Source organism: Calothrix sp. 336/3 (assembly GCF_000734895.2).
GTDB lineage: Bacteria > Cyanobacteriota > Cyanobacteriia > Cyanobacteriales > Nostocaceae > 336-3.
In genome coordinates, this window is record NZ_CP011382.1 from 4,091,599 (window position 1) to 4,105,242 (window position 13,644).

The following is a 13,644-nucleotide window of genomic DNA, read 5'->3' on the forward strand; positions in this document are numbered from 1 at the left end:
TCTATGAGTGCAGAAATTATTTGTGTGGGCACAGAATTATTGTTAGGAGATATCCTCAATAGTAATGCCCAGTATTTAGCGATTGAGTTAGCAAAATTAGGCATTCCCCACTACTATCAAACCGTTGTTGGTGATAATGTTGATCGCCTCAAACAAGTCATAGAAATAGCTACTAGTCGAGCGCAAATTCTGATTTTTACTGGTGGTTTAGGTCCCACCCCCGATGACTTAACCTGTGAAACCATCGCAGGTTTTTTTGGTTCTCCTCTAATCGAACGCGCGGAAGTTATTGCAGATATTCGCGAAAAATTTGCTCAAAGGGGTCGAGAGATGACTCCTAGTAACACCAAGCAAGCTTTAATTCCCCAAGGTGCGGAGATTCTCCCCAATCCCACGGGAACAGCCCCCGGAATTATTTGGCAACCACGGGAGAATTTAACTATTCTTACCTTTCCCGGTGTTCCTAGTGAAATGCATCGGATGTGGGAGCAAACTGCTGTTCCCTATTTGAAAAGTCAAGGTTGGGGACAGGAAAGTATTTATAGTCGCAGTTTAAGATTTATTGGTATTGGCGAGTCTGCATTGGCAGAGAAAGTTAACCATTTATTCCAACTCTCAAATCCCACAGTTGCACCCTATGCTGGTAGGGGAGAAGTCAGGTTAAGAATTGCTGCCAAAGCTCCATCTCCGGAAGTTGCAGAAACCCTGATTACACCTGTAGAGCAGGAAATTAAAGAAATTGCCGGATTAGATTTTTATGGTGTAGATAATGATACCCTGGCTTCCGTTGTTGGTGATTTGTTGCGCCAAAGGCAGCAGACTGTAGGGGTAGCAGAATCCTGTACGGGAGGCGGTTTAGGGCAAATGCTCACGGAAATTTCAGGTAGCTCCGATTATTTTTGGGGTGGGGTAATTGCTTATGACAACCGCATCAAAGAGAAAATTTTAGGAGTGAGTCCCCAAGATTTAGCTGAGTATGGGGCAGTGAGTGCCACCGTAGCAGAACAGATGGCGCAGGGGGTAGTATCTCGTTTGGGGACAACCTGGGGATTAAGTATTACAGGGATTGCTGGACCCTCTGGAGGCACGGAAACCAAGCCTGTAGGTTTAGTTTACATTGGTCTGGCAGCAACAACTGGGGAGACTTGGAGCTTTGAATTACGCTTGGGGACGATGCGCGATCGCTCTTTTATTCGGCATTTTAGTGCTTGCTGTGCCCTAGATAAGTTGCGACGGCAATTAATTTCTTCTCCTATTTTCTAAACATTTATGGCAAGAATCTCCAAGATATAATTTACTCATCAGGATTTTTCTCTGAGCCAAACCGTATGCAAGACTTATTGGAAAGAGTAACAATCAATCCTAAGCAATGTGGTGGTCGTCCCTGTATTCGGGGTATGCGAATTCGAGTATCTGACGTGCTGGATTTGTTTGTTGCGGGACTAAGTGCTGAACAAATCCTGGCAGAAATGCCTGACCTAGAGGCAGATGACCTGAAAGCAGCACTTTTGTATGCTTCACGTAGGCTGAATCATCCGGTTCTGGTTGTATGAGGATTTGGATAGATGCTCAATTATCCCCTGCGATCGCAACTTGGATAAGCAACACTTTTTCCATAACGGCATTAGCCTTGCGTGATATTGGTTTGAGAGATGCTGAAGACGATGAAATTTTTGAGCTAGCCAAGGCTCAAGGCATTATACTCATAACCAAAGACAGCGACTTTGTTGATCTGCTTAATCGCCTTGGTTCACCACCAAAAGTTATCTGGCTAACTTGTGGAAATACTTCAAATGCTCGGTTGCAAGAGATACTGAGTCAGAATTTGCTCACAGCACTTGAACTTCTACAAGCAGGTGAAGATTTGGTAGAAATCAGTGGACTCTGATAACCCCGATATTGGCTATTGTTGTGCTTGCTCTGCCCTAGATAAGTTGCGACGGCAATTAATTCAAGATTCTCTCGTGAATAGACCTTGCTGAACGCCAGATAAAGCCAGATAATAGTAGAGAAAGTAACATTTTGTAAAGGCTGCGGTGCTGGATGTCTGTGGAATTTATCTCCCTAGAAAATATCCAAAAAATTGCCCACGAATACGGTTATTGGGCGATTTTTTTCGGAATCTTGTTTGAGAATCTAGGTATTCCCCTCCCTGGTGAAACCGTAACCCTGGTAGGTGGATTTCTGGCTGGCAGTGACGAATTAAATTACTGGCTTGTTCTGGGTGATGCGATCACCGGAGCGATGCTTGGTAGTATTTGTGGATACTGGGTAGGTAGAATTGGCGGTTGGTCACTATTAGTCAATCTAGGTGGAATATTCCGAATTTCTGAAGCGCGACTAATAACCATCAAAGACCAATTCAGTGAAAATGCTGCAAAAGCTGTATTCTTGGGGCGTTTTTTTGCCCTGTTGCGTATCTTTGCTGCTCCCATGGCAGGGATTGCAGAAATGCCCTTTGGTAAATTTCTTTTCTATAACTTTATCGGTGCCGCAGCCTGGGGCACAATTATGGTGACACTTGCATTCTTTGCTGGCAAGGTAATTTCCTTAGAACAATTAGTTGCTTGGGTAAGTCAATTCGCCCTATTAGCACTATTTGTCCTTGCTGCTCTGATTATTATCCCCCTATGGTTAGAATCTCGCCAGGTTAAGGAGTAATTTCAGACAAGGAATTGAGTCTCTGAGATGTTGCCCCTATTCTAGATTAGACAGGAAGACCTGTCCTAGAAAGGGGATATTTTTTAGCTGTAGCTACCAAATCTTTTTAAGATTTATCCATATTCCTTAGTCTCAGTTCCTAATGTAGCAATTCCTCTACCTGGTGCTGACTCCACAAAGTTCTGTAAAGCCCTGGCTCTTGTAGTAATTCCGACTGTGTTCCGACTTGGACAATTCTGCCTTTATCCATGACAAAAATCCGATCGGCGACGGCGGCTGCGGATAGTTGGTGAGTAATAAATATTACGGTTTTGCGTTTTGTGCCCTGGGAAAGATTGTTTAATATGGCTGTGGCGGTTTGATTATCCACACTAGAAAGGGCATCATCTAGGATTAATATGGGTGCATTGATCAGCATTGCCCTTGCTAGGGCTGTACGCTGGCGCTGTCCACCAGAAAGGGTGATACCACGTTCGCCCACAATTGTGTCGTATTGCTGAGGAAAGTTGACAATCTCCGGGTGTATTTGTGCTAATTGGGCGACAGCTTCTACTTCTTCATGTTCACTCAGGGGGTCGCCATAGCGGATATTATTTTTGATGGTGGTACTGAAGAGAAAATTATCTTGGGGTACGTAGGCGATCGCGCCCCTGAGGTCACTAACAGCAATTTGGCTAATATCAATACCATCCAGAAATAACTGTCCTGGGGCAATATCTAACAAACGGGGTAAAGCATTGGCTAGGGTGGATTTTCCTGAACCAATTGCCCCAACAATAGCAATTCTTTCCCCTGGATGAATGGTAAAGTTCACATCTTCTAGGGCTGGAACTGAGGAACCAGGGTAGAAATAACGCAAATTTTTTGCCGTCAGTTCGCCTTTAATTTTATCTTTCTCTAGATAGATGACATCGGCGGCATCTTGAACTTTCGGTGTGGTAGTAAAAATTGCTTCGACGCGATCGACACTGACTTCACCCCGTTGGTAAGCGGTGATGGTGAAACCGAGTAAAGCTGTGGGAAAAACTAAACGTTCCACATAAATTAACAGCGCCAGAAAATCACCTACAGCCAGGGTTCCTGCGGCTATTCGGGAAGCACCTAACCAGATAATTACCAAGGAACTAACGTTAGCTAATCCACCAATTAGGGGAAAAAGGGTATTCCGACTCTTTGCCAGATCCAGGTTAGCTTGCAAGATATTACGATTTTGGACAGCAAAAGCGCGGCGTTCATTGGCTTCTTGGGCGTAGATTTTAATTAGGGCAATTCCACTGACATCCTCTTGGATTAATTCACTGACATTGGAAAGCCGTTCTTGAACTGCTAATTGTTGATTCCGTAAACGGTTACTAAACAAATGCACCAAGAAAAACATCAGAGGATAGATTGCCAGGGATGCTAACGTCAAATCCCAACTAATGGAAAGCATCACCGGTAAGGTGAAGGTATAAGCAAAAAATGTATTTGCTAGACTTAACACCGCAAAACCAAATAAGCGACGAATATTATCCACATCGCTAGTTGCGCGATTAATTAAATCCCCGCCAGTATTTTCGTTAAAGTAAGCTGGTTCAAGCTTGAGTAAATGTTCAAAAATCCGTTGTTTTAAATCAAATTCCACCTGTCGCCCTACACCAAATAACCAGATACGAGATGCCATTCGCATCAACCACATGGAAGAGGTGAGGGAGAAAATCGGGATGACATAATAGAGAATTTCTTTAAGAGTAAAATCTGCCGATAGCTTACCAATCGCAGAGCGAATCAGTAGGGGAATATAGACTCCCAAAGCATTGACAGTTAATAGGGCAACAATACCTAAAACTGCGTCTCGCCAATGGGGACGCAGATAAGAGAATAATTTCTTGAGCCGTCGAGATGTCGCCATTTCCCCTGTTTTGAGAAAGCTTGAGCTAAAATCGGCTAGTTTAAAGCTAGATTTTAGCTCTGAACAGAACTACTAGAGTATAAATATTACCAGCCACCAAAGTATTTCGGTGGCTTTTTTTGCTCCAACTTTTGCTTACTGCTGTTGTCTGCCACGTAGGAAGACATAAACTTGGTTGAGATAACTTTCCCATGTGCTGGTAGTTAGAGACAAGGTTTGAGCGTTGGGGACAAAATCCTCTAGACGTAAACCCCGTCTGGGAATATCTTCCGTGGGATTTTGCATTAAGTAGTAAGGGGTTCTGATATCAGATATAGCCGTACTGTTGGGCAATGCTGCTACTAGGGTATCGTTAGCGGGAGCAAAAGTTGTGGGACTGGCAACTGGCGATCGCACGATGAAATAGGCAACAGCTGGTGTACTAGCTAACAACAGGATAGTTAATGCCCAACCCATAAGATATCCTCCGGGTTTCCCAATTCCCCCATCCTTAATTTTTTGCGCTGCCACAATCATTAAGAGTACGGAAGCACCCAGAGGTTTGAGGGGAAAGGAAATGACTCGCCATAGGGAGGCGATCGCTGGTTCACTGGGATTTACAAAGGATAGTAAGACAACTACTATCAGCACCACTAAAACCAGTCTTCCGACAAAGGAACCAGAAGGATAAAATCTCTGGAATAAGCTGAACACAATTGCGCCTAAGAGTAGCCACAGTAGCACTCGGCTCAGAAGTAAAAACATAGATTAACTCTCAAATCTGTTTTGCAATCGAGAACTGAAAAATTTGGTCAGCCTAGAGGTTTTGGGCAGTTGAGTTATTTATATACCATCAAGTTGCCATATTCCCAAAGCCTGTAACTTTAGGTAAATTAACTTTTTACAAAAGTCAAAGAAGATACTAAGGAGTCAGTGGTGTCAAAAATACCTGATAAAGATAAGTTTTGCTGATTCCTTGCCCCCTTCCTTTGATAGGAAGGAAAAACTCCGAATGGAATATTCTTTCCTTGCTATCTCTGGCAACCCTCACTTCTGTAAGAGTCTCTGATGGCAATTAACTTGTGGTCAAATTGTAGTTATACATTTTTTTGACTTCAAACACCTCACACCCTACACATAAAGACTACCGTCGTAGTGATTTTAGAGCAATTTTTCATGATTGGCTCCAGTATTCGTAAATTTCCAGATCAGTACCGAGTAGCGAGTAAATTAAATTAATTTAGTAGTTGTCCAAATTCAAGGAAAATCTATGACACCGCAAAAACCCACCATCCTGGTGACAGGGGGAGCAGGTTACATTGGTTCCCATACGGTGCTTGCCCTCAAACAAGCGGGTTATGAGGTGGTAATTCTCGATAACTTAGTTTACGGACATCGAGATATCGTTGAGGATGTCTTAAAGGTGGAATTGGTAGTAGGAGATACCAACGATCGCCCTCTGTTGGATAAATTATTTGCTACCCGTGACATTGCGGCTGTGATGCATTTTTCTGCCTATGCTTATGTGGGTGAATCGGTAACCGAACCTGCTAAGTACTACCGCAATAATGTCATCGGTACTCTAACTCTGTTAGAAGCGATGTTGGCTGCAAATATTAAAAAATTCGTCTTTTCCTCTACCTGTGCTACCTATGGAGTTCCGGAAGTGGTGCCGATTCCTGAAAATCACTCCCAAAACCCCATTAATCCCTACGGTGCCACCAAGTTAATGGTAGAGCGCATTCTCTCGGATTTTTCCACTGCCTATGATTTTCGTTCTGTGCGCTTCCGTTATTTTAATGCTGCGGGGGCTGATCCCAACGGTTTGCTGGGAGAAGATCATCAACCGGAAACTCACCTGATTCCCTTGGTATTAATGGCAGCTTTGGGTAAACGAGACTCTATTTCTGTGTTTGGTACAGATTATCCAACTGCCGATGGTACTTGTATTCGTGACTACATCCATGTCAGTGATTTAGCTATGGCGCACGTTTTGGGGTTGGAATATTTACTCCAAGGGGGAGAAAGTGAGGTATTTAATTTAGGTAATGGTAGTGGTTTTTCTGTGAAGGAAGTAATTGAAGCAGCAGAGTCTGTGACAGGGAAGAAAATTCCGGTTGTGGAGTGCGATCGCCGTGCAGGTGATCCCCCAGCGTTAATTGGTAGCGGTGAGAAAGCGAGAAAAATTCTGGGTTGGCAACCACAGTATCCAGGGTTACAAGATATTGTCACCCATGCTTGGCAGTGGCATCAAAAACGACACCAGTAAGAGGGAGAAAGGTTTTCTCGCAAGTTTAGCGACTATCTATATCTCCTTGATCAGTCTGTTTTCGTCGTAAAGCCACAAAAATGATACCGGAGATGGAAAATAAAGGGATGGCGATCGCCCATACAGGAAAAGTCCATCCCTGATTTTCTTCAACTTGGGTATTGCTATTTTCTAGTACTTGCGTTGTGTCAGAGGATGGGGAAGATGTGCCGGTTGCTACAGTCACATTAAACTTTAAATTAAAGGGTTTGAAGCTATTATTCTGTTTTGCTTTACCCTGTAGCTGTAGCTGATAGCTTCCTGGTTTGGGAAATGTAATTTCTGCACCGGGAATTCCGCGAAAACGTTCAGCTTTAATTGGTTTTAAATTAGGTTCTAAAAGTGCTGGCTCTCCCTTGACATAGGGTTGAGCATAGACAAGTAATTGACAATTACACTCTGACAAAGAAATGACTTTTCCCCCCTTGCGTGTCAAAGCGAACCAAGCGAGGCTGGCTTCACCAGAGCGGGGTGTATCATTAGGTTCTATATGTAATGTTGCTCCCACATCACTTGTAATTTTAACTTGATGGGCAATGACTGGGGCAAGATGGTTGTATGAGAAAATAACAGCAGAAGTAAATATTAATATTTTTAAGTATTTATTCACAATTAATTCTGGCGATCGCCTGATGATACATTTACGAGTAATGGGTAATGAGTGATGAGTAATGGGTAATGGGTAATGGGTAATGAATTAAACCTTGACATCCTGATGGAATAAGAGTAACTTCTAATTCACATCAAGCGTAATTCGTAATAATTAATTACCCACTGTGACAATGGGTTACTAATCAAATATTCAGCAGCAAAGTCTCAAATCCCTACGAATTAGATACTCTATTTGGGAGAACTACAATTGACAAGCTGTGTTAAACCCTCCAACCACTTAGGAATTGGTGCATTGTCTACTTCCGCAGCTGCAATATACCTGAGTAATGGTTCCTGCTTTGACTTTAACAACTCTTGTAAACTATCAACAATTTCCTTTAATGCACGGGAAAAGGATAATTTGACTTGCTGCGTTAATTGACTGACGTATTGTACTAAATGCAAGCTAGCTGTAGCGGTAATTTCATCTCGCAAACGCAGTACAGTTATTTGATGGTTAAATGGACGGGGAGGAACAGGAAATTTCTTGTCTGGACTCCAGTCAAAAATTTGACCATTGGGATGTCTCTCATCTTTTCTAGCTAAGGGGAATAGGGCTTTTGCATTCATCGGATTAGTATTTACCGATAATCCACTATGTTCAATAACTAACTTTTGCCACTTAGTACTTGGTTCCACTGCTCGTAGTAAATTGCGGAAGTGTCGCAACTGAGGTTTTCCGAAATTCTCTTGAATTTGTGCCTCGATTTGGGGAACAATCATTTCTGTTACCTGTTGCCGTTCCTTAGCCACTTCATTACTTAGCTTCTGGAATAAATCGGTGACAGCTTCTGTTGTCCGTGTATGGGCAAACTCTTGCATTTCCGAGATGGTTTGAATGTAAGCAGAGTAAAAATCATCACTACAGCTAGGGATTGTGTCTTCTACTTCCTCATCCCCAAAAAAACTCTCACTTCTAGTTAAAGAAATCGTACCGTTTTTAGTTCTATCTAATAGTAATGTCCATTCACTCCAATCAAAGAATATTTTATGGGTGAGTTCATCTTTGACAACTTCACTCACTGCTAAATTATGACGATTTTTGAGGATGGGTTGTTTGTCTAAATCGTCTTGAAATCGTCGGTAGGTATCAACTAAGTTTTCGATTCCTTCTCGCAGGTTGAGGAAGGCGGGATTTTCGATAACGGGGATATAATTAGGAATATCAGTTAGTAAAATTTTTAACTCTTGTTGTGCTTTCTCTAATTGGGATGCAGCAGTTTGAGTATCGGCAATTAATTGTTTTAATCCATGTTGGGCGACATGATTCTTGAGTAAGGCTCGTAATCTATTAATACCTCCATCTTCAGCAAAATCACTGAGTTGTTTTTTTAAACTACTAGCAGCTGGCAACATTTGACTGAGCTGTAACCATTTTTCTCTAGTTGCGACTTCTGGAGATTGTAGGGGAATTGCCAATTCTGGGAGAAATTCCGGGGAGGATACTTTCACAAAGGAGTCTAACTCATTGAGTTTGCTTAAACCATGGAGTTGGGAGAGTAAGACAATATTTTTTTTCTCGGTGGTTAAATTGCTGGCGCTGGCTATGGTAAGTTGCAATATACCGAGATTTTCTAGAACTGTTTCCTCGGAAAGTAGGGGTTCATCTAATAATTCCTCAAGGTTGCGTTGATCGCTCAAAGATAATGGTAACTGGTTAAAGCGTCCGACACCGACAATGATTCTATCCCGTAAATCTTGTCCTTTGTCTTTTTCTAACATCGTACGAATTTTACTGGCGATCGCACCTCCGGGGTATCTACCGTTTAATAATAAGAGTAAAGTCTGGACATCCTGTAATTCTCTCAGAGACAGGTAAGCATCTCTTACCCCGGAATCCGCAGCACCTAAACCGGGAAAATCTAAGAGAATAAACTCATTTGTTCCCTGTAAACCCGATAAATCCCAAATTTCCTTGCTCACTTCCACAGTGATGTCAATCCGACTAATCAGGGAAAAACTATTTTGTAAATCCTTTGCGGAGGGTTGTTCATAACTTTCCCAGGGTTTGGGATTTCCCGGTAACTTGTCAAAATTCAGTTCTAAAATATTCATCGGGGGTTCTGCCAACCGTAACCCCTTTTTGGCGGTATTCTGGTCGATGTGATAACTGCGATCGCAAATATTTTCACCGTAAACATGGTAAGTTCTCAAGAGAATCACCAACTCTCGTAGCAAACTACGCAATTCTAAACTTTGCGTCTGTTGCCAAACCTGCTCACACCATTTACCAATACCCTTAATATCAACAGTTCCTTTCGGAGATAAATCTGGTAAATTTTCTAATAGAGAACTCGATATTTTGGCAGCGATCGCTCTGACTTCGACTTCCTGCAACATAAACCGCAAACATTCCCTGACACCAGAATGGGAGAGAAAATTTACAGTAAAGTCACTAATATTGGTTGTTTTTAATTCTGCTTGCTGTTGCAAATGAATTGCAGTCACATTTCCCGTTGTGGGAGTTTCACTGACAGGTAAGGCATCTGCAAAACCAATTAAACTACCAATCAGCAGAGTCTTACCACTACTAAATTCTCCCATAATACCGATTTTTACTGGAGAAGTGGCAAGTTCCACGGTACGTTTTGCTGCTTGCTGCACCTTTTGCATGGTTTCATCCAGACTTTGGGGAATCCAACTTTCCTGAGGTGGAGGGTTTTGGGCAATTAATTCCCAAGTTTGCAGTACAGATTCTCCGTATTTTTGATACTTAACCAAGTCTTCAACTGCAATATTTGACATCTCAATCCCCTCAGAATATCCCCAAATGATTGCTATTTAGTAGTTCATGTCATGAATTGTGGTAGTTTACTGCGGTTAGGAAAAGCCGTTTCCTGAAATTTCGGGAGCAAGACGCTTCTACTACACATTTTTTACATATCACAACTTATGACATAAACCACTACCACAAAAGCAAAAAATTATTACGAATCGAATTATTCTGATGGCTTGACAAAACAACCAGAAATTTGGATTTTTCTCAAAAAGAGTATATTTTACGACTCTATATTTCCTAATTATATATCTTATGACTCATTACTCATTCCCTATTCCTCATCAGTGAATAGCTCACACTCCCCCTTCCCCTGTTTTTGGGAAAACGCTAGACTGAGCAGATGTGGCATGATCAGAGTTATGGGGACTTATGACTAATCGTTTGGCAAATGCGAAAAGCCTTTACCTACGAAAACACGCAGAAAACCCGATAGATTGGTGGTACTGGTGTGATGAAGCTTTAGCAATTGCCAAAGCCACCGATAAACCGATATTTTTGTCAATTGGTTATTCCAGTTGTCATTGGTGTACGGTAATGGAAGGCGAAGCATTTTCTGATTTGGCGATCGCCGACTATATCAACAATAATTTTCTCCCTATCAAAGTAGACCGCGAAGAACGACCAGATATTGATAGTATCTATATGCAAGCTTTGCAGATGATGACTGGTCAGGGTGGTTGGCCTTTGAATAGTTTTCTTTCTCCTGAGGATTTAGTGCCCTTTTATGCTGGTACTTACTTCCCCGTTGACCCCCGTTACGGTCGTCCTGGATTTTTACAGGTGTTACAATCCCTACGTCGATATTACGATACCGAAAAAGATGATTTAAGGGAGCGCAAAGCGGTAATTTTAGAGTCGTTGTTAACTGGCGCTTTGTTACAGTCAGAGGGCGAAAAGACCGCAGAACAAGAATTATTTCGTAAAGGTTGGGAGACAAGTACGGGAATTATTCAGCCTAATAGTCGCGGAAATAGCTTTCCCATGATGCCCTATGCAGAACTAGCACTACGGGGTTTGAGGTTTCCTAAGACACAGGAATCACGTTATAACGGTCAGGAAATTTGCCGACAACGGGGGCTAGATTTAGCTTTAGGAGGAATATATGACCATGTGGGAGGTGGTTTCCATCGCTACACAGTTGACCATACGTGGACTGTACCCCACTTTGAAAAAATGCTCTACGATAATGGGCAAATTGTCGAGTATCTAGCAAATTTATGGAGTGCAGGGATAGAAGTACCTGCGTTTGCAGAATCTGTTGCGGGTACTGTTGCTTGGTTAAAACGAGAAATGACAGCACCCCAGGGTTATTTTTACGCTGCTCAAGATGCGGATAGTTTCCTTTCTCCTACCGCAGGGGAACCGGAGGAGGGAGCTTTTTACGTTTGGAGTTATGATGAACTACAGGCGTTACTGTCACAGACCGAACTCAAGGAACTAGAACGGGAGTTTACTGTCACAGCTGGGGGGAATTTTGAAGGTAAGAATGTTTTACAACGCCGCAATTTTGATGAATTGAGTTCCACTGTCAAAAACAGTTTAGATAAATTATTTATGGCTCGCTATGGAGATAGTAGGATAAATATTACTACTTTTCCTCCAGCACAGGATAATCAAGAGGCAAAGTATAGTGATTGGCAAGGTAGAATCCCCGCCGTTACTGATACTAAGATGATAGTTGCCTGGAATAGTTTGATGATTTCCGGTTTAGCGCGAGCTTATAATGTTTTCCGTCAACCTGTGAGCTTAGAGTTAGCTCTAGGGGCAGCTAATTTTATTTTAGAAAATCAATTTGTCCATAAACGCTTACACCGATTGAATTATCAGGGAGAAGCAACGGTATTAGCACAGTCAGAAGATTATGCTTTTTTAATTAAAGCTCTCTTGGATATTTACAGTTGTTGCCCTGATCAGAAAAAATGGCTAGAAACTGCGATCGCTCTCCAAGATGAGTTTGATACATACCTCTGGAGCGTGGAACTAGGAGGATATTACAATACTGCTCAGGATGCCAGTCAAGATTTAATTATCAGGGAAAGAAGTTACCAAGATAATGCCACTCCCTCTGCTAACGGTGTGGCGATCGCCAACCTTGTGAGACTATCTTTGCACACAGATAATTTGGAATACTTAGATTTAGCAGAAAAAGCTCTCAAAGCTTTTAGAAGCGTTTTAGAACGCGCACCCCAAGCTTGCCCTAGTATATTTACTGCCCTAGATTGGTATCGTAATTCAACACAAATTCGCACAACCACGGAAAAAATTCCGGAACTCAACTGTCAATATTTACCAAGTGTGGTGCTGACTCCCGTATCTGATTTACCCTCTGACAGTATCGCCCTAGTTTGCCAAGGAATGAAATGTTTGCCTGGAGCAACAAGTTGGGAAATGTTGTTACAACAAGTACAACAAAGTCAGGTGAGGGGATGATAACCATCACAGCAATCATTTTAGCTGGGGGAAGCAGCTCACGTATGGGTAGGGATAAAGCACTGATACCCATCCATGGAGTCACCCTTCTAGAAAGAGTATGCGCTGTTGCTGCTAGTTGTACCGAAAAAGTATATATCATTACTCCTTGGCAAGAACGTTATCAACATTTATCCTTACCAAAATCTGAATTTATCCCAGAATTAGCAACCCAAGAGACTAAAACACCCCTAACAGCTTTTGCCCAGGGGCTAACCCTCGTGACTACTGAATGGGTATTATTATTAGCATGCGATTTACCAAAATTACAGTTAGATATTCTGCAACGATGGATAGTTGAAATAGAACAAGTAGAAAAGACACAGATGGCAGCTCTAGTACCCCATGAAAAAGGATGGGAACCCCTATGTGGATTTTACCGTGGCGATTGTCTGCCTAGCTTGCAGAAATATATTAAACAGGGAGGTAAATCTTTCCAATCCTGGCTCAAGGAACAGGTTATTTACCCACTACCTCGGATAGATGCGGAAATGTTGTTTAATTGCAATACTCCTCAACAAATAGCAGATATTTCTGAGATGAGGTGAATCTTGCCAATTTTGCCAATGGAGAAAGCATTACGCAACCATATTAACATTTTTTGTCACCATAATGTCTATCCGACCAATCAGTTATCTTACTGGCTCAATCTAGATAATATTAATTCCCTTTAGTAGTACCGTACCAAACCATATTTTTTGATTGGAGTTATTTGTTGTCACGAATCACAGACAACTATATATTTATCTTTTTTCTCAATCAGGGTTTGACTATCTGAAGATAAAGCTTTTTATCTAATTTTTCATTAGGTATAATAATTTTATTTTCTCCAGTAGATAGTTAAATTTTACACTTAATTATTGGTGACAAACGTCAGATATATCATATTCTCTCAATCGATGTATA

The 13,644-nt window shown here is 41.9% G+C and carries 11 protein-coding genes; 7 read left to right on the forward strand and 4 right to left on the reverse strand.

Translation table 11 applies throughout. The annotated features are described in order from the left end of the window. Positions 1-3 precede the first annotated feature (3 nt). The 4 genes from IJ00_RS17080 to IJ00_RS17095 all read left to right on the forward strand — a co-directional run bounded on the left by IJ00_RS17080 (position 4) and on the right by IJ00_RS17095 (position 2,661). Positions 4-1,263 carry a competence/damage-inducible protein A gene (locus IJ00_RS17080; protein WP_035154821.1) on the forward strand — a complete coding sequence of 420 codons (1,260 nt, stop codon included), beginning with the start codon at positions 4-6 and terminating at the stop codon, positions 1,261-1,263. 65 nt (positions 1,264-1,328) lie between these two features. Next, entirely contained in the window at positions 1,329-1,553 is a 225-nt protein-coding gene (locus IJ00_RS17085) for a DUF433 domain-containing protein (RefSeq protein WP_035154823.1), read from the forward strand. Then, positions 1,550-1,888 (forward strand): DUF5615 family PIN-like protein, encoded by a 339-nt coding sequence (locus tag IJ00_RS17090; protein ID WP_035154825.1) that lies wholly within the window; start codon positions 1,550-1,552, stop codon positions 1,886-1,888. Before IJ00_RS17085 ends, IJ00_RS17090 begins: the two co-directional genes overlap by 4 nt. Before the next feature lie 155 nt (positions 1,889-2,043). Then, on the forward strand, positions 2,044-2,661 hold the full coding sequence (locus IJ00_RS17095; RefSeq protein ID WP_035154827.1) for a DedA family protein: 618 nt from the start codon (positions 2,044-2,046) through the stop codon (positions 2,659-2,661). A 139-nt stretch (positions 2,662-2,800) separates the two neighbouring features. Here the strand turns inward: IJ00_RS17095 and IJ00_RS17100 are convergent, their stop codons facing one another. Continuing rightward, entirely contained in the window at positions 2,801-4,552 is a 1,752-nt protein-coding gene (locus tag IJ00_RS17100; RefSeq protein WP_035154828.1) for an ABC transporter ATP-binding protein, read from the reverse strand. Positions 4,553-4,687: 135 nt separating this feature from the next. Beyond that, positions 4,688-5,296 (reverse strand): hypothetical protein, encoded by a 609-nt coding sequence (locus tag IJ00_RS17105; protein WP_035154830.1) that lies wholly within the window; start codon positions 5,294-5,296, stop codon positions 4,688-4,690. Between the two features lie 505 nt (positions 5,297-5,801). On the opposite strand from IJ00_RS17105, the gene galE reads away from it, so the two are divergent. Next, a complete protein-coding gene (galE, locus tag IJ00_RS17110; protein ID WP_035154832.1) occupies positions 5,802-6,800 on the forward strand; it encodes a UDP-glucose 4-epimerase GalE in 999 nt (332 codons plus the stop codon). Positions 6,801-6,825: 25 nt separating this feature from the next. Here galE and IJ00_RS17115 read toward each other — a convergent pair whose 3' ends face one another. Then, on the reverse strand, positions 6,826-7,449 hold the full coding sequence (locus IJ00_RS17115) for a hypothetical protein (protein ID WP_035154834.1): 624 nt from the start codon (positions 7,447-7,449) through the stop codon (positions 6,826-6,828). A gap of 230 nt (positions 7,450-7,679) precedes the next feature. Then, entirely contained in the window at positions 7,680-10,235 is a 2,556-nt protein-coding gene (locus IJ00_RS17120) for a dynamin family protein (protein ID WP_035154836.1), read from the reverse strand. A gap of 403 nt (positions 10,236-10,638) precedes the next feature. On the opposite strand from IJ00_RS17120, the gene IJ00_RS17125 reads away from it, so the two are divergent. Together IJ00_RS17125 and IJ00_RS17130 are read left to right on the forward strand one after the other, a co-directional pair. After that, positions 10,639-12,699, forward strand: a complete 2,061-nt coding sequence (locus tag IJ00_RS17125; protein WP_035154838.1) for a thioredoxin domain-containing protein — start codon at positions 10,639-10,641, stop codon at positions 12,697-12,699. Beyond that, entirely contained in the window at positions 12,696-13,286 is a 591-nt protein-coding gene (locus IJ00_RS17130; protein ID WP_035154840.1) for a molybdenum cofactor guanylyltransferase, read from the forward strand. The genes IJ00_RS17125 and IJ00_RS17130 overlap by 4 nt, the downstream gene beginning before the upstream one ends. Positions 13,287-13,644 lie beyond the last annotated feature (358 nt).

Excerpts from the sequence above, each read along its gene's own strand:
- IJ00_RS17080 (WP_035154821.1), top strand. The coding sequence starts at position 4 with ATGAGTGCAGAAATTATTTGTGTGGGCACAGAATTATTGTTAGGAGAT.
- IJ00_RS17105 (WP_035154830.1), bottom strand. The coding sequence starts at position 5,296 with ATGTTTTTACTTCTGAGCCGAGTGCTACTGTGGCTACTCTTAGGCGCA.
- IJ00_RS17130 (WP_035154840.1), top strand. The coding sequence starts at position 12,696 with ATGATAACCATCACAGCAATCATTTTAGCTGGGGGAAGCAGCTCACGT.
- galE (WP_035154832.1), top strand. The coding sequence starts at position 5,802 with ATGACACCGCAAAAACCCACCATCCTGGTGACAGGGGGAGCAGGTTAC.
- IJ00_RS17095 (WP_035154827.1), top strand. The coding sequence starts at position 2,044 with ATGTCTGTGGAATTTATCTCCCTAGAAAATATCCAAAAAATTGCCCAC.
- IJ00_RS17120 (WP_035154836.1), bottom strand. The coding sequence starts at position 10,235 with ATGTCAAATATTGCAGTTGAAGACTTGGTTAAGTATCAAAAATACGGA.
- IJ00_RS17090 (WP_035154825.1), top strand. The coding sequence starts at position 1,550 with ATGAGGATTTGGATAGATGCTCAATTATCCCCTGCGATCGCAACTTGG.
- IJ00_RS17100 (WP_035154828.1), bottom strand. The coding sequence starts at position 4,552 with ATGGCGACATCTCGACGGCTCAAGAAATTATTCTCTTATCTGCGTCCC.
- IJ00_RS17125 (WP_035154838.1), top strand. The coding sequence starts at position 10,639 with ATGACTAATCGTTTGGCAAATGCGAAAAGCCTTTACCTACGAAAACAC.
- IJ00_RS17085 (WP_035154823.1), top strand. The coding sequence starts at position 1,329 with ATGCAAGACTTATTGGAAAGAGTAACAATCAATCCTAAGCAATGTGGT.